This is a genomic window from Gordonia sp. IEGM753 (assembly GCF_050321825.1).
Taxonomy (GTDB): domain Bacteria; phylum Pseudomonadota; class Gammaproteobacteria; order Pseudomonadales; family Pseudomonadaceae; genus Aquipseudomonas.
Genome location: NZ_JBNQGB010000003.1, coordinates 199,672 through 219,574, shown reverse-complemented (window position 1 = coordinate 219,574; position 19,903 = coordinate 199,672). Strand labels below are relative to the sequence as shown.

General features: G+C 55.9%; 11 protein-coding genes. 9 read left to right on the top strand and 2 right to left on the bottom strand.

From position 1 onward, the window contains the following. Nucleotide 1: 1 nt before the first annotated feature. Nucleotides 2–493, bottom strand: a complete 492-nt coding sequence (gene purE / locus ACQR3R_RS17895; protein WP_019694319.1) for a 5-(carboxyamino)imidazole ribonucleotide mutase — start codon at nucleotides 491–493, stop codon at nucleotides 2–4. Between the two features lie 376 nt (nucleotides 494–869). Between purE and ACQR3R_RS17890 the strand changes: the two genes are divergently transcribed. Beyond that, nucleotides 870–1,562 (top strand): hypothetical protein, encoded by a 693-nt coding sequence (locus ACQR3R_RS17890; RefSeq protein ID WP_428273806.1) that lies wholly within the window; start codon nucleotides 870–872, stop codon nucleotides 1,560–1,562. Nucleotides 1,563–1,573: 11 nt separating this feature from the next. On the opposite strand, the gene ACQR3R_RS17885 is transcribed toward ACQR3R_RS17890, so the two are convergent. Beyond that, nucleotides 1,574–2,482, bottom strand: coding sequence for a LysR substrate-binding domain-containing protein (locus ACQR3R_RS17885; RefSeq protein WP_428273804.1), 909 nt, complete (start codon nucleotides 2,480–2,482; stop codon nucleotides 1,574–1,576). Between the two features lie 180 nt (nucleotides 2,483–2,662). Between ACQR3R_RS17885 and aspA the strand changes: the two genes are divergently transcribed. From aspA to ACQR3R_RS17845, 8 genes are all read left to right on the top strand, one after another. Next, nucleotides 2,663–4,087 (top strand): aspartate ammonia-lyase, encoded by a 1,425-nt coding sequence (aspA, locus tag ACQR3R_RS17880; protein WP_133835321.1) that lies wholly within the window; start codon nucleotides 2,663–2,665, stop codon nucleotides 4,085–4,087. 343 nt (nucleotides 4,088–4,430) lie between these two features. Next, nucleotides 4,431–5,882, top strand: coding sequence for an amino acid carrier protein (locus tag ACQR3R_RS17875; RefSeq protein ID WP_428273801.1), 1,452 nt, complete (start codon nucleotides 4,431–4,433; stop codon nucleotides 5,880–5,882). Between the two features lie 137 nt (nucleotides 5,883–6,019). After that, nucleotides 6,020–7,024 (top strand): asparaginase domain-containing protein, encoded by a 1,005-nt coding sequence (locus tag ACQR3R_RS17870; protein ID WP_428273799.1) that lies wholly within the window; start codon nucleotides 6,020–6,022, stop codon nucleotides 7,022–7,024. Between the two features lie 157 nt (nucleotides 7,025–7,181). Further along, nucleotides 7,182–11,780, top strand: coding sequence for a dermonecrotic toxin domain-containing protein (locus ACQR3R_RS17865; protein ID WP_428273797.1), 4,599 nt, complete (start codon nucleotides 7,182–7,184; stop codon nucleotides 11,778–11,780). Between the two features lie 80 nt (nucleotides 11,781–11,860). Then, nucleotides 11,861–12,856, top strand: coding sequence for an AraC family transcriptional regulator ligand-binding domain-containing protein (locus ACQR3R_RS17860; RefSeq protein ID WP_428273795.1), 996 nt, complete (start codon nucleotides 11,861–11,863; stop codon nucleotides 12,854–12,856). Between the two features lie 178 nt (nucleotides 12,857–13,034). Next, a complete protein-coding gene (locus tag ACQR3R_RS17855; RefSeq protein WP_428273793.1) occupies nucleotides 13,035–14,066 on the top strand; it encodes a histone deacetylase family protein in 1,032 nt (343 codons plus the stop codon). Between the two features lie 12 nt (nucleotides 14,067–14,078). Continuing rightward, nucleotides 14,079–15,179, top strand: coding sequence for an extracellular solute-binding protein (locus tag ACQR3R_RS17850; protein ID WP_428273791.1), 1,101 nt, complete (start codon nucleotides 14,079–14,081; stop codon nucleotides 15,177–15,179). Nucleotides 15,180–15,328: 149 nt separating this feature from the next. Next, nucleotides 15,329–19,885, top strand: coding sequence for a hypothetical protein (locus tag ACQR3R_RS17845; protein ID WP_428273789.1), 4,557 nt, complete (start codon nucleotides 15,329–15,331; stop codon nucleotides 19,883–19,885). Nucleotides 19,886–19,903 lie beyond the last annotated feature (18 nt).

Below are 19,903 nucleotides of genomic sequence, written 5' to 3'. Positions count from 1 at the left end.
CTCAGGCGATGCGTGGGTCTGGATTGTCCAGGACGCTGTCTGTCTGCTCGGCACGGAACGTTTTCAGCACCGCGTGGAACTGCGGGTGCTTGGCACCGAGGATGCTTGCCGACAGCAGGGCCGCGTTGATCGCGCCGGCCTTGCCGATGGCCAGGGTGGCAACCGGAATGCCTGCCGGCATCTGCACTATAGAGAGCAGCGAATCGACACCGGAAAGCATCGACGACTGCACCGGCACGCCCAATACAGGCAAGTGGGTCTTGGCTGCACACATACCGGGCAAATGGGCCGCGCCGCCGGCACCGGCGATGATCACCTCGATGCCACGCGCCTCTGCTTCTTCAGCGTACTGGAACAGCAGGTCCGGGGTACGGTGGGCAGAGACCACTTTCACCTCGTAAGGGATGCCGAGCTTTTCCAGCATATCGGCGGTGTGGCTAAGGGTGGACCAATCGGACTTGGAGCCCATGATCACGCCAACCAGTGCACTCATCGTCGTGCCTCTTCTCTCTGGGCGCCCGCAGGCGCGTCAAAAAACAACAAGCCACGCGGGAAATCCGGCGTGGCTTGATTGTACGAATTAAGGCCGGTTGGACCGGCCGAAGGCCGCGCAGTATACCGTAATGAAGCAGATAAACAGCCCCTTGAATGACCATCTGTCACATGACTGATTTCGGTCGCTGGCAGGCTGCGTAATTGACTCTAAAGTCAGATGCCGGCACGCCTGGCATCTTTCGCTTTTTAGTAAAGTAACCCGGTCACATCCTCTGCAACATACCTGCTCATTACAAACAACTTAATAACCTCTATTAATAGCGGCGACGGCTACGAATACCAAACTTCCACAACCACCATTATTAGAGAACCGCATGCCTAAACACTTTAAGTACACACTGCCATTATTACTGTCATTGTTGAGTCACACTTCAACTTACGCAACGGTTGCCATTGATGAAACTCCTTGGCCTAGCGCGCTAAATCCGACACCCAGAAGCTTCAATAACTCGCCAATAGACAAGAGGCCTATTTTTGTCTTTGCCTTCGTGCACGACGATATCCCCGAATCAATGATCAGTTCTATATTCCCAGACCATCTGATTCCGGCGATCAAAGAAGTCGAGCTGACCACGGGACGTAGAATATCCGTGCAGTTTATTAGAAGTACCCCGCCCTACACCACGTATGATTACAAAACAACAGGGCAGGTGGCTTACGATGGATGGAGCCTACTCGCCGGTAACTATCGGGATATTAAGAACCTTCCCCGAAACAGGGCAACAAAGTTTATCTTGTTGACCAAGGATTTCATCGACGGCCGAATGGCGGGCATTGCCGGCGTCGGACAACCTTTCGCCATTGCATCATTAACCAACCAACAAGTTTTCGGGCATGAGCTAGGGCATACACTTGATGCGCAACACGAACTGGCAGAGGTCAGGTTTAACGGCTGGGCTTGCGAAACCTACATGGTCGCAGTTTCCAGTTCATTACGATCCAACTGCTACGTGTACACCGAGCCCAATCGTTCGCGTATTAACGCCTATCTAAAAGGCACGCCCTGAATCGGCCCGCATCAGTTATTCGCCGCCGCCCCACCCTCCAGTTTGCGCCACAGCAACCGCACGTTGGCTTTACGCACCAATGCGCAACGGTACAGCCGAATTTCAAGTGGGACATGCCACTGCGGGCCGCCACAGACCACCAGTTCACCGCGCGCCAGTTCGGCACGCACACTCAATTGCGGCACCCAAGCGATGCCCAAGCCTTCGAGTGCCATACTTTTCAGGCTGTCGGCCATGGCGGTTTCGTAAATAGTGGTGAAGCGCAACGCTCGCTGACGCAGTAGCAAATTCACCGAGCGGCCGAGGAATGCACCCGCGCTGTAAGCCAAAAGCGGCACGCTGGCCTCGCCCTCAACATCGAACAGTGGCTTGCCATCGGCATCCGCTGCGCACACTGGGAGCATTTCAGTATGACCAAGGTGCAGCGAAGGGAATATTTCCGGGTCCATTTGCATCGCGGCATCCGGGTCGTAGAACGCCAACATCAGGTCGCAGCCACCTTCGCGCAGGGCATGCACCGCATCGCCTACGTTGGTCGCCACCAGCCGCGTCGCGATGTTCAAGCCTTCGTTGCGCAGCTGTGCGATCCAGCGCGGAAAAAAGCCCAAGGCTAGCGAGTGAGCAGCAGCCACCTGCATCACTTCGCCCTGCCCACCTTCCAGATGATGCAGGTGGCGCAGCACTTCACCCAGTTGTTCAACCACGGTTCGCGCGGTTACCAAAAACAATTGCCCCGCAGCCGTGAGCTCGATGGGCGTGCGCGACCGATTAACCAGTTGCAGTCCCAACGCAGCTTCGAGGCTGCGAATTCGTCGACTGAACGCGGGCTGCGTCACGAATCGGCGTTCGGCAGCCTGGGAGAAGCTACGGGTGGCGGCCAAGGCGCTGAAGTCCTCAAGCCATTTACTTTCCAGATTCATCACGTCCTCCCGGACACGCACCAATTTAGGTCACACGCTCGCCGAACACACGGCGTCACACCGTCATTATGCCGAATGTGCATAGGCCAGTGTTTAACAGCATTGGCCGAATATTCTCTACAAGCCTAGCATTTGCAGCGTTCCGGCACAGACCGGGTCCATATCGAGATGATTTCTATCATGTCCTCCGCTGCATCTTTCCGCACAGAAAAAGACCTGCTTGGCGTACTCGAAGTACCAGCGCAAGCGTATTACGGCATCCAGACCCTGCGAGCGGTGAACAACTTCCGACTCTCCGGCGTTCCGATTTCGCATTACCCGAAACTGGTTGTCGGCCTGGCAATGGTCAAACAGGCCGCTGCTGACGCCAACCGCGAGCTGGGTCACCTGAGCGAAGCCAAGCACGCTGCCATCAGCGAAGCCTGTGCACGATTGATCCGCGGCGATTTCCACGAAGAGTTCGTGGTGGACATGATTCAGGGCGGCGCTGGCACTTCAACCAATATGAATGCCAACGAAGTCATCGCCAACATCGCGCTGGAGGCCATGGGTCACCAGAAGGGCGAATACCAATACCTGCACCCCAACAATGACGTGAACATGGCGCAGTCGACCAACGACGCCTACCCCACCGCAATCCGCCTGGGTCTGCTGCTGGGTCACGACGCACTGCTGGCCAGCCTCGACAGCCTGATTCAGGCGTTCGCCGCCAAAGGTGTTGAATTCAGCCACGTACTGAAGATGGGCCGCACCCAACTGCAAGACGCCGTGCCGATGACGCTCGGCCAGGAATTCCGTGCATTCGCCACCACGTTGGGCGAAGACCTGGCACGCCTGAAAACCCTGGCGCCAGAACTGCTGACTGAAGTGAACCTGGGTGGCACCGCGATTGGTACCGGCATCAACGCCGACCCGCGCTACCAGCACCTGGCCGTTCAGCGCCTGGCCCTGATCAGCGGCCAACCGCTGGTTCCAGCTGCCGACCTGATTGAAGCCACCTCTGACATGGGCGCGTTCGTGCTGTTCTCCGGCATGCTCAAGCGTACTGCGGTCAAGTTGTCGAAGATCTGCAATGACTTGCGCCTGCTGTCCAGCGGACCACGCACCGGCATTAACGAAATCAACCTGCCAGCACGTCAACCAGGCAGCTCGATCATGCCTGGCAAGGTCAACCCGGTAATCCCGGAGGCGGTCAACCAGGTGGCGTTCCAGATCATCGGTAACGACCTGGCGCTGACCATTGCAGCCGAAGGCGGCCAACTGCAGCTGAACGTGATGGAGCCGCTGATCGCGTTCAAGATTTTCGACTCGATCCGCTTGCTGCAGCGCGCCATGGACATGCTGCGCGAACACTGCATCGTCGGCATTACCGCCAACGAAGAGCGCTGCCGCGAACTGGTCGAACACTCGATCGGACTGGTCACCGCACTGAACCCGTACATCGGCTATGAGAACGCCACCCGTATTGCTCGCATCGCCCTTGAAAGCGGCCGCGGCGTACTGGAACTGGTGCGCGAAGAAGGCTTGCTCGACGACGAAATGCTCGCCGACATCCTGCGCCCGGAAAACATGATTGCTCCGCGCCTGGTGCCTCTCAAGGCCTGAACCGACGCGTTATTTGTAGCACCGCTCACCAGGTTGAGGGACTAGACACCTCTCACCTTTTGAGGGCTTGGGGATTTTTTCCCCAGGCCCTTTTTTTTAACTCGCGCAATACCAAGCTTTCTCGCTACCACTGGAAAGCATAGGTATAGTGCCGCCCCTCTTCGCGTGAGCGGTCGTCGGTAACGAGGCCCAATCCCACGCGAAACCGAACGCATGACAAACCCGCAATTTGGAACCGGGACGATTCCTCGCCTCGCCTGTTGTGCTGCGCGCAAACCGGTGTAACGCGATGTTTCGCCCCACCCAGCATTTGCTTAAATAAAAGAACAGCGAGGAATACTCCATGCTCGAAGTCATCAACGACTTCCTCTCAGGGAAAGTACTGATCGTGCTCATTGTCGGGCTCGGCAGCTACTTCACGATCCGCTCGCGTTTCGTACAACTGCGTCACTTCTTCCACATGTTCGCGGTGTTCCGCGACAGCCTCAAAAGCAGCGCCGGTCAACTCAGCTCGTTTCAGGCACTGATGCTTAGCCTTGCCGGCCGCGTCGGTGCAGGCAACATTGCCGGTGTCGGCATCGCCGTGACGCTGGGAGGTCCTGGCGCAGTGTTCTGGATGTGGGTGACGGCACTGGTCGGCATGTCCAGCAGCTTCTTCGAATGCTCCCTCGGCCAGCTCTATAAGCGCTGCGATTCGGACGGCACGTACCGCGGTGGTCCGTCCTACTACATACAGCACGGCCTGCAAAAACGCTGGTTGGGCATGATCATGGCGTTCCTGTTGCTGGTGACCTTCGGGTTTGCCTTCAATGGCCTGCAATCTCATGCCGTTACCCATTCGCTGAACAACGCCTTTGGCCTCAACACTACTTACACCGGGCTGGCGCTGGCGATACTGCTGGGCCTGGTATTCATCGGTGGCATCAAGCGCATTGCCAAGGTCGCAGACCTGCTGGTACCCGTGAAAACCCTGGTGTACATCGGCGTGACCCTTTACGTGATCGTGCTGCAGTTCGATCACGTGCCTGGGATGCTGATGACCATCGTCAAAAGTGCTTTTGGTCTTGATCAAGCGTTCGGCGGCCTGATCGGCAGCGCCATCATCATGGGCGTGAAGCGCGGTGTGTTCGCCAACGAAGCGGGCCTTGGCAGCGCACCCAACGTCGCCGCAGTCGCGTCGGTCGAGCACCCGGCGGCACAAGGCGTGGTTCAAGCGTTCAGCGTGTTCCTCGATACCTTTGTGATTTGCACGTGTACCGCGTTGCTCATTTTGCTGTCGGGCTTCTACACCCCGGGTTTTGAGGGTGACGGCATTGCCCTGACCCAGAACTCGCTGGCTGCCGTAGTGGGCGACTGGGGCCGGATGTTCATTTCGGTGGCCCTGTCGTTGTTCGTGTTCACCTCGATTCTCTATAACTACTATCTGGGCGAGAGCAATTTGCGCTTCCTGATCGGTGAAAACCGCAAGGCGCTGATTGGCTATCGTGCGCTGGTCCTGGTGTTGATTTTCTGGGGAGCTATCGAAAACCTCGGCACCGTGTTTGCGTTCGCTGACATCACCATGACGATGCTCGCTTTCGTCAACCTGATCGCCCTGTTCCTGCTGTTCAAAGTCGGCATGCGCATCCTGCGTGACTACGATGACCAGCGCGCTGCCGGCATCAAGACCCCGGTGTTCGACTCCGCCAAATTCCCGGATCTGGACCTCGACCTGAACGCCTGGCCAGCCAATCCGCCAGCGGCTGCCGCCAAGGCAGAAGCTGAGCCACAAGGCGTACCCGCAGCGCAACGCTGATCGGTACACAACGGGTGCACACCCTGTGGGCACCCGCCTGCTGGCGATGACGGACTGTCAGTTGACGCATTAGTGTCTAACATACCGCTATCGCGAGCAGGCTCGCTCCCACACGTCATCTCTTGCGGAGACTTCCCATGGTTCCCAATTCCTTTCCTGCCGCCCAGCACGTCATGGTGCTCTACACCGGCGGCACTATCGGCATGCAAGCCAGCGCGAGTGGCCTGGCCCCCGCATCTGGTTTCGAAGCACGCATGCGTGAGTACCTGCACAGCCAACCCGAATTGATGGTGCCGCAGTGGCGCTTTCGCGAGATGTCGCCGCTGATCGACAGTGCCAACATGTCACCGGCTTACTGGCAACAACTGCGCGAAGCCGTGGTCGATGCAGTGGATGTACAGGGCTGCGACAGCGTGCTGATTCTGCACGGTACCGACACCTTGGCTTACAGCGCGGCCGCCATGAGTTTCCAATTGCTGGGCCTGCCTGCCCGCGTGTGCTTTACCGGTTCAATGCTGCCGGCCGGCGTAACCGACAGCGATGCCTGGGAAAACCTCGGCGGTGCACTGGTTGCTCTGGGCCATGGCTTGGCACCCGGCGTTCATTTGTATTTCCACGGCGAACTGTTGGACCCGACACATTGCGCAAAGGTACGCAGTGTTGGCCGGCATCCTTTCAAGCGTCTGGAACGTCAGGGCGGCGGCGTAAAAGCGCCCATGCTGCCCGAGGAGTTGCATTACCGAAAACACAAGCAGCAGGCGAAGGTCGCTGTGCTGCCCTTGTTCCCGGGAATTGATGCCGAACAACTCGATGGCGTGCTCAACAGTGGCATCCAGGGCTTGGTGCTGGAGTGCTACGGCAGCGGCACCGGACCGAGTGATAACCCGGCGTTTCTCACAAGCCTTGAGCGAGCGCGGGACAACGGTGTCGTAGTGGTTGCAGTGACGCAGTGCCATGAAGGTGGCGTAGAGCTGGATGTGTACGAGGCCGGCAGCCGATTGCGCGGCGCAGGCGTGTTGTCCGGTGGCGGCATGACGCGTGAAGCGGCCTTCGGAAAACTTCACGCCTTACTCGGTGCCAACCTGGAAATTGCCGAAGTCCGACGTCTGGTCGAACTGGATTTATGTGGTGAGCTGCGCTGACTTTGCGCCGTCAGGCATTTGAGCCCTGCATTAACACAGCAGCAATATCGACAAGGCCTACATAGTTAACGCACCCCTGGCTGGCAGCTCCCTAGTATGAAAGTCACCCGAGGCATCGCCCGGATAGCTTCCAAACAATTGCCAGACAGGGATGTCCATGCGCTCACCAAAAACACCCGCTATTCAGCAAAAGCCTACCCCGCTTAGCGCCCGCGAAGCACTGATTACTCAATTGTGCGTGGGCCCCGATTTTACCGAGGTCGCATCTGCGCTGTTAAAGACGGCGTTAAGTTCAGCGTATCCAAACATTGATATCGACCCGAACCTCGCTTTGGTTGGAACACCCGTCTGGGAAATTGTCGAGGACGAAGTCACCGCCTTACCACCTTTTTATCAGGCGCTCAGCGACATCCTCATCAGGCAAGCACTGCTCAATACTTCGCTTGTTTACCTTGAAGGCGAGCACTTCCTCACTCAACTGCCTAGTGCAGACCCCGTCATTCATCTACCCGTGCGTATTGGGGAGATCTCCAGCACCGTTAATCTTCTGGCGCGCCTTATGCCCGACGCTTACCAGAAGCTACAACTCGACTTTTGGAACACTACCAGTGGAGACGGGCCGCAGTGGCATGAGTTGTCCAAAACCCTGCGCGGTATCTGGAATGTAGATCAAGTGGCTGGATGGACTGACGATGACTGCCGTATGGCACGCCATCTGTTCAATGCTGCAGACCTTTCCAGCCGAAAAATCAATAACCCCTATAACAGCCAAGCCTGCTTGATTGATTTCGACGAGATCGACGGTCTGAACCTGAAACATCCAAAAAGTATTTCGCTCGCCGTTCTCATCGGCACACAGCCCACCGGCACCAGCATCCTCATGTTCTCAATCCTGAATGGGTATGAAAAATTCGACTCACTGCAAGCACTAGGTTCAGCCCTGCTTGCGCATCTGATTCCCTCCTCGGCGCGCAAGGAAATACAGTGGCGGCTATTCGAGCCTGAGGGTCATTTTTTTGACCAGCAAGCCTGTGTGTTGATGAGTATGCAAATTGAAGCCATTGGCGAGATTTTCTCTGCGACCATCGACCCGATTGGTGAGCAGCCCTCTGCCGTCAGGCAACCTGTACACGGTGTGGAACTGCTGTCGCAGAAAGGACAGAGCCTGCAGTGGTATTACGATTTGCTGCCCGCCTGGTTACTCAAGGCGTCCAGCAGCGACCTGTCACTGTATTCCCGACGCCTGAAAGATCTGGTAGCGATGCACAGTTTGAACGCGGGCCAGTCCTACCTTGATGACATTCTGCCCATCAAGCAGTTCGCGCTTAAAGCTTTGAAAGATGAGATGGTTAAAGCGCACGCCGATGCCGAGCAACTGGAGCTCGAAGTGTTCGAAATACGTGTTCGCAGCCAAGTCATCTGGGGATACTTCAGCGTTCCAGGAAAGACCGAAACCCGCGTCTTTAGCTTTGTCGAACTCGCGTTGGAGAATCTGATCGCATTGCCCATTGGCAACAAGACTCTTTACTCGAAAAACGGCAAGCCCCCACCCACGTGGATGACGGTCAGCTACATAGAAACGCTTATCAGCCGGATAAATATTGGTAGCACCTACCCCGCTCTGGTCAAACGTACGCTGCTTGATGATCCTGGGGAGTCATTGCGTCGACAGGCTTTGTACACGCGGCAACTGCAAACTCAACTACCGCTATTGGCACTGCAGTGCAAAATAAACAACCAGGCAGGAATTGACGAAAGAGGCTGCCGCTACGTATCAGCGATCTTGCAACCCGACGTCGCTGACCGCCAGGTAGAGGGACAGCTAATCGTTGTACGCCCATTGGCCTTCGCCCCTGAACGCAGGGGTACAGATGCCGCGGACGTCGTTAGCAACATGTTCGTGATCGGCCCTCAAGACCTGACTGCTGGCCCCTGCCTGCTTTATCGCCCGATGCTCGACCAGCCATTGACCCAATACCCCTCGTTTACCAACTTGTTATATGCCATTCAGCAATCGCCCAGCTTGCGCAACTCAGTGTTGGCCTGGCTTGCGGATGACGTGCGTAGCGACTATGAGCGTTATGTTTTTCCAGGAAAGCTCCCTTCCCCATGGACGGTTGCAGAGTTTGCGGTCGAACCAGACAAACTTTGGACAATGAGCGGCCCCATGTCCTTGGGCACCCAAGTAATCAGTGGCGATCTGTTTGCAGCGCTGTTCAACGCCAACGCCAACGCACTGGTCGGACTGGCTGATCGTCAATCGGTATCAAATACCGAAAGCCGTTGGGCAACCTTCAAGCAATCTGGCTGGCTGATATTCAACATGGTTCTCCCATTTCTAGGCCGGACCGCGGGCATCACAACCTGGATCTGGCAAATCGTGGACCAACTGCAAGCGCTCGTCGAAGCCACAGAACAGGGTGAAAAAAAGGAGCAATGGGGGGCTCTTGTCGACGTCTTGCTCAACCTCAGCATGGCGGTAACCCTGCACATCGCCAGCCGCAGCGAACCTGTCGGGGAGCGTGTCGACATTGAGAGCGTTACCCTCACCACCCCATTGAAAAATCCCACTGTCGTAAAACAGGCACCGGAGATCACCGTCGGTGAACGGCTTCCTAGTCCATATAAATCCTTGCACACCAACGGCGCCTTGAATCGAGACCCCGGGACTCTGGCGACGGTGCTGGACAGTTTCAAAATTGCCAAGCCTGAAGGAGTGGGCAATGCCTCAACCGTTATCGGTGCGCACCATCATCTTTATCCGCTGAGGCAACACTGGTACGCCCCGGTCGGACAACACTGGTTCGAGGTGACAGTCGATGAAAACGGTCTCGTCTTGATCATTGATCCAAAGGTTCAGGGCCGAACAGGCCCGGCGTTGATTTCCAACGCCAGGGGGCAGTGGTTTATCGACACCCGCCTTCGCCTGCGCGCTGGCGGATTGAAAAGCCTGAACGATAAAGCCAAGGCTGAACTGGCAAAAACAGAAACGCTGCTGCGCATGGAGCTCGGGAAGTTTGAAAGCGAGAAGAAAAGCTCACAAGAGCAATTGCAAAAAACCCGTCAGGAGATGACCGACGCGCCCAGCACATCGGTCAGCGCCAAGCGGCAACTCTACCTGCAAAAACTCGAGGCGCAGCGCACCGACTACGAAACTGCGCTGCAAAAACTTAAAGCCCTCAACGTCTCCGTAGCGTTGCCTGATTATCAGCAAAAATCAATCAGCTACATAAAGGCGCAGCTCGACCTCACACAGGCAGGCATCACAGAAGCGCTAACGACGTTCACGCCAACAATCAGAACTGTCCTGGATCAAATTGAGCGCCAATCGCTAGACCCACAAGTACGTCACATCGAAGACGCGCAAGTCATGAATGAAATGAGCCAGGATATGATTGAGCGCCTGGACTACCTTCAGGAACGCTTTGTCGCGTTGAAGGCATTGGGCAAACAAGGAATGCTGCTGATTCAAAGCACAAAAAAAACGCTGCCTTCCTATACCAGCGATGACCTGAGAGCATTGCAGGTCATGATGTCGCGTAATTTGTGTTTGCGCCAAGACACCACCACAACATCGCCTGCGGCATGGGCCGCCATTGATAGCATCGTCGATAACGCCGACATCGCTATCCAGAGTTTGCGCGACAGTCTGGAGGAGCGGAGTGAAGCACGTCTCGACGAGCGAATCGATACACTGAGCGGTTTGTACGAACAGTTCAATTCCGTGGACGAACGCCTGCAGGATTTCCAGCAAGAATTTCCCGTACCCGTGCAATTGGAACACGTTGCCAGTTTGCGCCAACAGGTCAAGGGCTTCAATCAAAGGGCGATGACCCATCTCGTCATATTACTGGGGGAAAGGACCCTCCTGCGCTCTCGGCCATCCACGCCCCAGTTCACGCCTCGTCCCAAAAGAACGTTCATCAGAACGCTCTACAACGGCGTGCTCATCGGCGAGCCCCGTCTATCCGCTCTTGGCCTGGAGACTCATCTGGTGGACATCAAATCTCCTTTTACCAGCAAGGTCCTCGCGACCTTTCATGAAAAAATACCGGGGGTGTGGGTGCAGCGCATAGAAACCTCCCAGTCTGTACCTGTTCCCCAAGACCTTCAGGCCAGCGTTGACGCCGGACAGGCATTGCTCGATGGAGTAGCTGCGTTTAATACGCGTGCCGCCGAGCAAATGAACCGAGCGGGTCGTACACCCATGGGCGTCGAATTCCTGTTTCATCAGCAAGCCTTGAAGCTAGAACGAGCCAGCAGTGCCATTGATCAATCCTTGACCAATGCCAACCTGACAGAAAGCAGTTCAATCAAGGCCGCTAGCGTCAATAAAGCGCTTTCCACCGCAACACAGAACATCTACACGCAAGCCCACATCAAAATGTTGAATATGATCAAGGAGCAACCGCCTATCGCCTCCAGCATTGAGTGGCTCAACAACAGAAAAAAAATAAACATAAAAAAAACCGTTAGCCGTCGGCGTATTTCCCGTAGCGCCAAGTATCAATACCTGGACGAATACGCAATCAGTGATCGTGCCACCCATAAAGTCCTCTGGTATGCGCACTTTCAATACTCCACTTCATGGACCCCTTCCAAGTCCTTTATAACGGCACGGTTGAAGACCGTTGAAGAACAGAGCAGAGGCCCTGCAGCGGATATCACCGAAGGGTTGAACGAGGCACAAAAAATTGCGTTCAACCGCAGCGAGATCAACCTGCAACAGGCAAGCAGACTGTTCTTTGCCCTTTAAGACTCACGACCATCAGGTGAAGTGTTCCTGCGCGGCATACAACTTGCTCGCATTCAGTCAACCCACGGCTGGAAGCGAGCATGCTGCACTCCCACCTCACCACCCTGAATGCCGTCTCTCTGGTGCTCAACACCTTCAAGGATGAAGGCTTGTCCAGCGAGGCGCTGCTCGCAGGAAGCGGCATCAGCGCCGCAGATTTAAGCCGCGCAGACACACGCATCACCACCAATCAGGAGATGCAGGTCTGCGCCAATGCGGTTGCCCTCAAGCGTGATATTGGCCTTGAGCTGGGCCGACGAATGCACGTTTCTTCCTATGGCATGCTTGGTTACGCGTTGCTCACCAGTGCCACCTTCGGTGACGCGTTACGCTTGGCGATGCGATATCCAGCGCTGTTGGGAACACTTTTCGAACTCAGCCTTGCAGAGGACGGTGAGCGCGTGTGGTTCGTGGCCGCCGACTACCGAGAGAATCCGGCACTGGCGGTGTTCAATGCAGAGTTTTGCCTGGTGTCGCTGAAAGTCATCTGCGACGACTTGCTCGGCCATTCGTTGCCGCTGCTGTCCGCGCGCTTCGAGCATGCCGCACCGGACTATCAAACCTCATACGCCGAACACTTCGACTGCCCACTTCAATTCGAGGCACGAAACAACGCGTTCGCTTTCGATAAGCGCTGGCTGGACCAACTGTTGCCACTTGCCGACGTTATCACCCACCAGGCTATGGCAGAACGTTGCCGCAAACAGAACATCGAGTTCACCGGAAGGCAGGCATGGTTGGGACGGATTCGCCATTTGCTGGGCGCGCAATTGAACGCAGCGCCAGGACTTGAAGGTCTGGCACAGCAAATGAAATGCTCGGCGCGCACACTGCGCCGGCACCTAAAGGATATGGGGTGCAGCTATCAAGAACTGCTGGATGAACTGCGCTTCGAGCAGGCCAAGCAAATGCTTTGCGAAGACCAAGTGCCTATCCATCGCATCGCCGAAGCGCTGGGTTTTAGTGAGACTGCGAGTTTCCGCCACGCCTTTGTGCGCTGGAGTGGCGTAGCGCCCAGCCAGTTTCGCCCACACTGATACCCCGACGAGTTCAGCTTCAGCGCCCCGAGCTGGCGCACTCCTGCGCCAATAAGGGGCGAATTTCGGTCAAAGGTTTTGGCCATATCAATCCCCTTTTGGCCTTTCCTGCCGTTCCTTGAAAGGCAGCGCGCCGCAAGACTGTGTTCAACCGAATCAGCCTGCGGAGAACAAGAAAATGCTGACGATCTACTCGGACGATCACCACCTGCACCACGGCCGTTGTGAATTGATGGACGGGCAACTGATGCCCTGCTTTGAAATGCCCTCGCGTGCCGACCACGTTCTGCAACGCGTGCAAAGCCAACAACTCGGCCCGGTCGAGGCGCCGCAGGATTTCGGGCTCGCACCAATCGAACGCATCCACAGCCGCCAATACCTGGACTTCTTCAAAGGTGCATGGGCACGCTGGACCGAATTCAACACCGACGGCGACCTGCTGCCTTACACCTGGCCGGCCCGCACGTTGCGCCGAATCATACCGACCAGCCTGCACGGCCAACTCGGCTATTACAGCTTCGACGGCGGCGCGCCGATCACCGCCGGTACCTGGCAAGCGGCTTATAGCGCAGCGCAAGTGGCGCTGACCGCCCAAGCAGAAATCCAGCGTGGTGCGCGCGGCGCCTTCGCCCTTTGCCGGCCACCGGGACATCACGCCGCCAGTGATTTAATGGGCGGTTACTGCTACCTCAATAACGCCGCCATTGCGGCCCAAGCCTTCCTTGATCAGGGCCATAAAAAGGTCGCGATTCTCGACGTCGACTACCACCACGGCAACGGCACGCAATCGATTTTCTATGAGCGCAGCGACGTGCTGTTCACTTCCATCCACGGTCATCCTGAAGCCGAGTTTCCGTTCTTCCTCGGTTATGAGGATGAGCGCGGCGAAGGCGCCGGCGAAGGTTTCAACTTCAACTACCCTTTGCCCGCCGGCAGCGGTTGGGACAGCTGGAGTGCGGCCTTGGAACAAGCCTGCCAGGAGATCGAAAAATACGCCGCCGACATCGTCGTCGTCTCGCTGGGCGTTGATACGTTCAAGGACGACCCGATCTCTCAATTCAAGCTCGACAGCCCTGATTACCTGGCGATGGGCGAGCGCATTGCGAAGCTCGGTGTACCGACGCTGTTCGTCATGGAAGGCGGTTATGCGGTCGAAGAAATCGGCATCAATGCCGTGAACGTTCTCGAAGGTTTTGATCACGCCCAATGAGGAATTAGAACGATGAAAAGACTCAAGCGTTTTATCGCTCCCGCGCTCTGTGCCGCTGTGCTCAGTAGTGCGGTCCACGCTGAAGAACGAACGTTACGTGTCTACAACTGGTTCGACTACATCACCCCAAAAGCACTGGAAGATTTCAAGGCGCAGAACACACAGACCAAACTGGTGTACGACATTTTCGATACCAATGAGGCGCTGGAAGCCAAGCTGCTGACCGGCAACTCCGGTTATGACGTGGTGGTGCCATCCAACGTGTTCCTCGCCAAGCAGATCGAGGCCGGCGTTTTCCAACCGCTGGACCGTAGCAAACTGCCGAACTGGAATCACCTCGATCCCAAGCTGATGAAGCTGATCGAAGCCAATGACCCGGGCAACAAATTTGCCGTGCCGTACATGTACGGCACCATCCTGATTGGGTTCAACCCGGACAAGGTCAAGGCTGCGCTGGGCGACAAGGCACCGGTGGACAGCTGGGACCTGATTTTCAAGGAAGAGAACATCAGCAAGCTCAAACAGTGTGGCGTCGCCCTGCTCGACTCGCCGTCGGAGATCCTGCCGCTGGCCCTGCAACACCTCGGCCTGGACCCTAACAGCAAGAAGCCGGCGGACTACGAAAAGGCTGAAGCACTGCTGATGAAAATCCGGCCGTACATCACCTACTTCCACTCCTCAAAATACATGGCCGACATTGCCAACGGTGACATCTGTGTCGCCGTGGGTTATTCCGGCAGCTTCTCTCAGGCAGCCAACCGCGCCAAAGAGGCCAAGAACGGTGTGATCGTCGATATGCGCCTGCCAAAAGAAGGCGCGCCGATCTGGTTCGATATGCTCGCTATTCCGAAGGGCGCGAAGAATACGGAAGACGCGTACACGTTCATCAACTACCTGCTGCAACCGCAGGTGATCGCACCGGTCAGCGACTTTGTCGGCTACCCCAACCCGAACAAGGACGCCACGGAAATGGTCGATCCGGCGATCCGTAACAACCCCAATCTGTACCCGACCGAGGCGGCCATGAGCACGCTTTACACCTTGCAACCGTTGCCACGGGATGCCGAGCGTGCGCGAACCCGCGCCTGGACCAAGATCAAGTCCGGAACTTGAAACATGGCAAATAAAAAAGACCCGCCAATGTGCGGGTCTTTTTTTGCCTGCGATAACTATCTACCGCCCCGCTCACCTGGCCGCCCATTACTTTGCATGGATACAGCGCTGCACAGTCGTCAGTGCTCACATCGGCAAAGGAAACGGCCATGCCTTATATCCCTTCGACAGTCTCCGACGATTTACTGATGCAACTGGTTACAGGCCCCTCGGTCAGGGAAGTCGCCTCGTATGCACTCAGCCAAGAGCTTGGCATCGCCTACCCGGGCCTGAATATCAACCCGGCACTGGCCATGGTCGTGACGCCGACCTGGAACATCACTGAGGGTCATGTCACAGCGGGCATAGCCCGGTTTGAATCACTTACCGATGCCTTGGTGCGGCTTAGCCAGTCAGCAAAGATTGCGAATTACATTGACGGTGAGCACTTCCTCACCCTGCAGCCGCATGCCATACCCGCGATTCATCTGCCAGTAAAAATCGATGTCATCGCACGCATGATCAACCGACTCATCCCACAGTTATTCTTGATCTATCAAGAGCAACAACTGGATTACTGGAGCGAGTCTGCCGACGATACAAAACCCCGCTGGCATAAGTTATCCAACTCGTTGCGCAATCTCTGGAACACAGAGCAGATATCAGACTGGGACGCTGACCAAAAGGCCATGGCACGGGCCGTGTTCGAAAACCCGGACCTGACAACCCGCAAGCTTGACGATAAATACCAAACCCAGGCCTGCCTGATTGACATCGACGAAGCGGAGGACCATTTATGGAACCTCGAAGTGGCGGTATTGGTGGGTACTCTGGGTGATCGCACACTGGTAATCACGCACTCGGTCATCGAGGGTTTCAGACACTTCGATTCACTGCAATCATTCAGTGAAACATTGCCTCAGCGCATTGCCCCAACGTCGACTGCACATGAGTTGCGATGGCACTTGTATGAGCCCACCGGGAATTTTTTCGATCACCAGGCCTGCGCAATAATCACCCTTGAAGTCGACGCCATTGGTCTATTGAGCGAGACAATCTCGACACAGACACCCTCTGCGCGAATCAACGCAACGGCCGAAAATTTCAACGAGCTCAACCAGGAACCCGAGTCAAATTTCAGCCGCATCCAGCAATGGATACCTGACTGGATGCTTGACGCAAAAACCGAAGATCTCAGCCGTTACAGTCGGCACTTGATGGACCTGGCTTCACTGCGCGAGAAGCAGGCAGGAAAGTCTTTCCTGGATGACATCCCCCCGCTGCCGACTTTTACGCTGCAAGCATTGCGCGACCGGGTCACCAAAGACCATCCGGAAGCCTTGGGTATCGCGCTTGAGAATATTGAAATCACCATTGTCAGCCCGGTCATCCTGGGCACGATAGCCATCCCGGGGGCTATTGATACAGTTACCCTTTCGCTGACCGACCTCGCGCTTCAAAACCTGATAGCCGTGCCACTGGGTAACAAGAGCGTAAGGCGTACCGACGGCAGCACGGTCGAACAATGGATGACGCCAGCCTACCTGGAAAAATTGATTACCGATGTCAACGTCGGTGAAGCCTATCCCGCCCTGATTAAAAATAAACTGCTCGCAAATGCAGCAGAAACCCAACGACGCGAAGCGCTTTTCAGCAGTCACCTGAGCATTGAGCTGCCGTTGCAAGCGCTGCAATTGAAAATTCGTGGCGAGGCCGGCATAGACGATCAGGGTTACCAGTATGTGGTCGCTGCGATGCAAAATAAGGTCACCGATCGGTATGTCAGCGGCCAAGAGATTGTCATTCGACCGCTGGCGTTTATTCCCGGAGGCGGCACAGGCGACAACGCTGACGAGGTCGCCAATATGTTCATCATTGGTCCCCGGCATGCCGACCAGGGACCGTGCCTGCTCTTTCGCCCAATGCTCCTCCCTGCGCTGCTGCAATATCCGTGCGAAACCAACCTGCTGTACGCGATCAAACACAACCAACTGCTTCGCCAATCGGTTCTGGCCTGGCTGCCGGACAACGTACGGTTCAACTATTCGCAATATGTGTTTCCCGGCCAGCTCCCGTCAGCCTGGACGTTGACGCAATGGCTGGTGGACTCAACGTCGACATCGGCCCTGATGGGCGACGCCAGGCTTGCTGAAACACCATTGGCGCAGCCCTCCCTGTCGACGATGTTCACCGCCAATGCCAATGCACTGATCACCCTGGCGGACCGCCAGTCCGTTTCCAACGCACAAAGTCGCTGGGCCACCCTCAAGCAAGGGGCCTGGATGTTGTTAAACATTGCGTTGCCGTTCATGGGACGGGCAGCAATGACGACAGCCTGGATATGGCAAATCATGGATGACTTGCACGAAGCCAATGAGGGCAATGAAAAGGGTGACACCGAACACACCTGGTCGGCACTGACGGACCTGCTTCTGTCATTGAGCATCGTGCTGGCCCATCACGCAGCGGCGCGCCACAAATCGCCCTCACGAGCACTCGAAAAAGCACTTGACGCACTGTCGGAGAATACCGTTACACAATCCCCTCGCAAAATCACGATCGTTCAGCAATCGAGTGTGACCGATCAGCCGCTGGCAGCGACGCACGAGACGTCGCTGTATGCCAAAGGCGCCCTGCTGCGTTCGAGTCTTGGGGATACGCTTGATGGGTTAGCCATTCCAAAACCGCGAGGCTTATCAAGTCCTTCGCTCCTGGCAGGTCCTCATCAGCATTTGAGCACGCTGAATAGCCGATGGTATGCACAAGTGGGTCAACGCTGGTTTGAAGTCATGCTCACGGATCAAGACTACGTTCAGCTCATCGATACACGTAAAACCCCATCGCGGACCGGCCCGCTGCTGACCCACTCCGCAGCAGGCGAATGGTTCATTGATACGCGGCTCCGACTGCGCGGAGGGGGACGCACTCGTAAGGACATCGCGCGAGAAAATGAACAGAGAAAAACCGAATTGAAACACCAGCTCTCAATATTTGACTCGAACCGGGAGGTGATGACGGCCGAGCTGAAAACTGCTGAGGAGGCATTCGGGGCACTGACCTCAGAGATCGACAACCCCACCGCTCAACAACTGACCAGGACCCTGCAATTACAGATTACTGCCTACGGTATCTACATCGATCAGCTCAAGGGGTACAACGCGCTTGAGTCCATCCCCAACTACCGTGCGGTCCTCGTCAACTGCATAGACAGTGAGCTATTGCTGATAAAAAAATGGTTCACTCTGCAAAATTCAGATTTCGGTAGCACGCTGCTGCGCTCACTTGCCTTTCTGGATAACAAGCCGACCGGAACGACCCAAACCGCGCGTCAGACTCATCAATACAGCATCGACTTGACCCAGGAAGTGATCGTAAAGAGCGAGTTCGCGCTGGCCCGAATCGAGGAAATGAAACGACTGGGCCGAGAAAGTACAGAGATAGCCAAGGAGTACATCAAGATGGCTTCCAGGTATGTCGTTCCGGATCTCAAGCTTCTCCAGATCAACCTCGCTCAAGAGCTTTGCATCGTTGAGGCTGACGGCATTGCCACCGGTGCAGCCCACGAGACACTGGTTAATCTTGTCTCAGACGCGGTTATCACCATTCAGTCGTCCATGAACCTCGCCAACGAAAGCTATGCCCTTGCACTTTCTGAGCGGATTGATGGGCTCAGTGATCTTGTGGACCAATTTGCAAACATTGACCAGCGCATCCTGGATCTGCCCGGAGAGTACACCGGGCAACTATTGCAACCTTCGCTAGACCTTATGCGTCAGCGTATCGAAGCCTTCAATCAGCAAACGGTGAAATACCTGGCCGGCCTGCTATATGAACGCAAGACTGTCGAACCGACACCAGGGCCATCTCGCCCCTCTGTTTTACCCCAGCGGCTGATAAAAACCCGCTTCAAAGGCACAGTGGTCGGCAAGCCCAGAGTGCGGGCGAATGTTACCGACACCGATCTGGTGGACGTAACCTCCCCCCTCACCGGCAAAATCATCGCTACCTTCCACGAAAAAACACCTGGCATGTGGGTTGAGCATGTATCGCCCAAATCACGAACGCCGGTTACCCATCGTGCCACGTTGAATACCAGCATGAAGAACGGTGAAACGCTGCTCGAACAACTGACAGCGTTCACCCGCCGGACCGAGTCGCACTCAAGGATTGCGCATCGTATCCCTTGGGAAATTGAAGAGATGTTTCATCAACAAGCCAATCGTATGGAGGCGGCAGCCCAAGCGATCGATAAAGCCTTGATTGACGAGAACGCTACCGACACTGGTCCCAAGTCTGCTAACGACGTGATAAAGCAACTCACTGATGGAGCAGCCGAGCTCTACAAAAAAGGTCGCGATATCCGCATCAGCATGACCAAACAGCAGCCACCAACCGCCGGGCGATTGGTATGGCTGCACGGTAAAAACCTGGTGAAAATCAGTAAGTCGGCGAAACGTCAGCACCTTAAGGGTTTGCGCAAAGACTTTATGGATGAGTATGAGATTCGCGATAAGGCCACCAGCGAAGTTCTTTGGTATGCACACTTCCACTACCCAAAGGAGAACACCCCAATCGGGTCCTTTACTAAGGCGCACCTGAAGACCGCCAAGCAACGCATGCTGGGAGGCGCGTTCGAACCAGGCGCAATAGCGAGTGAGCTTCAGTCCATCGCTATTTATCGGGCCGAAATTAATCATCGACTGGCGACTTCATTGTTCTTCAACTAAATCCATCAACCCTGGTTC

Excerpts from the sequence above, each read along its gene's own strand:
- purE (WP_019694319.1), bottom strand. The coding sequence starts at position 493 with ATGAGTGCACTGGTTGGCGTGATCATGGGCTCCAAGTCCGATTGGTCC.
- ACQR3R_RS17890 (WP_428273806.1), top strand. The coding sequence starts at position 870 with ATGCCTAAACACTTTAAGTACACACTGCCATTATTACTGTCATTGTTG.
- ACQR3R_RS17885 (WP_428273804.1), bottom strand. The coding sequence starts at position 2,482 with ATGAATCTGGAAAGTAAATGGCTTGAGGACTTCAGCGCCTTGGCCGCC.
- aspA (WP_133835321.1), top strand. The coding sequence starts at position 2,663 with ATGTCCTCCGCTGCATCTTTCCGCACAGAAAAAGACCTGCTTGGCGTA.
- ACQR3R_RS17875 (WP_428273801.1), top strand. The coding sequence starts at position 4,431 with ATGCTCGAAGTCATCAACGACTTCCTCTCAGGGAAAGTACTGATCGTG.
- ACQR3R_RS17870 (WP_428273799.1), top strand. The coding sequence starts at position 6,020 with ATGGTTCCCAATTCCTTTCCTGCCGCCCAGCACGTCATGGTGCTCTAC.
- ACQR3R_RS17865 (WP_428273797.1), top strand. The coding sequence starts at position 7,182 with ATGCGCTCACCAAAAACACCCGCTATTCAGCAAAAGCCTACCCCGCTT.
- ACQR3R_RS17860 (WP_428273795.1), top strand. The coding sequence starts at position 11,861 with ATGCTGCACTCCCACCTCACCACCCTGAATGCCGTCTCTCTGGTGCTC.
- ACQR3R_RS17855 (WP_428273793.1), top strand. The coding sequence starts at position 13,035 with ATGCTGACGATCTACTCGGACGATCACCACCTGCACCACGGCCGTTGT.
- ACQR3R_RS17850 (WP_428273791.1), top strand. The coding sequence starts at position 14,079 with ATGAAAAGACTCAAGCGTTTTATCGCTCCCGCGCTCTGTGCCGCTGTG.
- ACQR3R_RS17845 (WP_428273789.1), top strand. The coding sequence starts at position 15,329 with ATGCCTTATATCCCTTCGACAGTCTCCGACGATTTACTGATGCAACTG.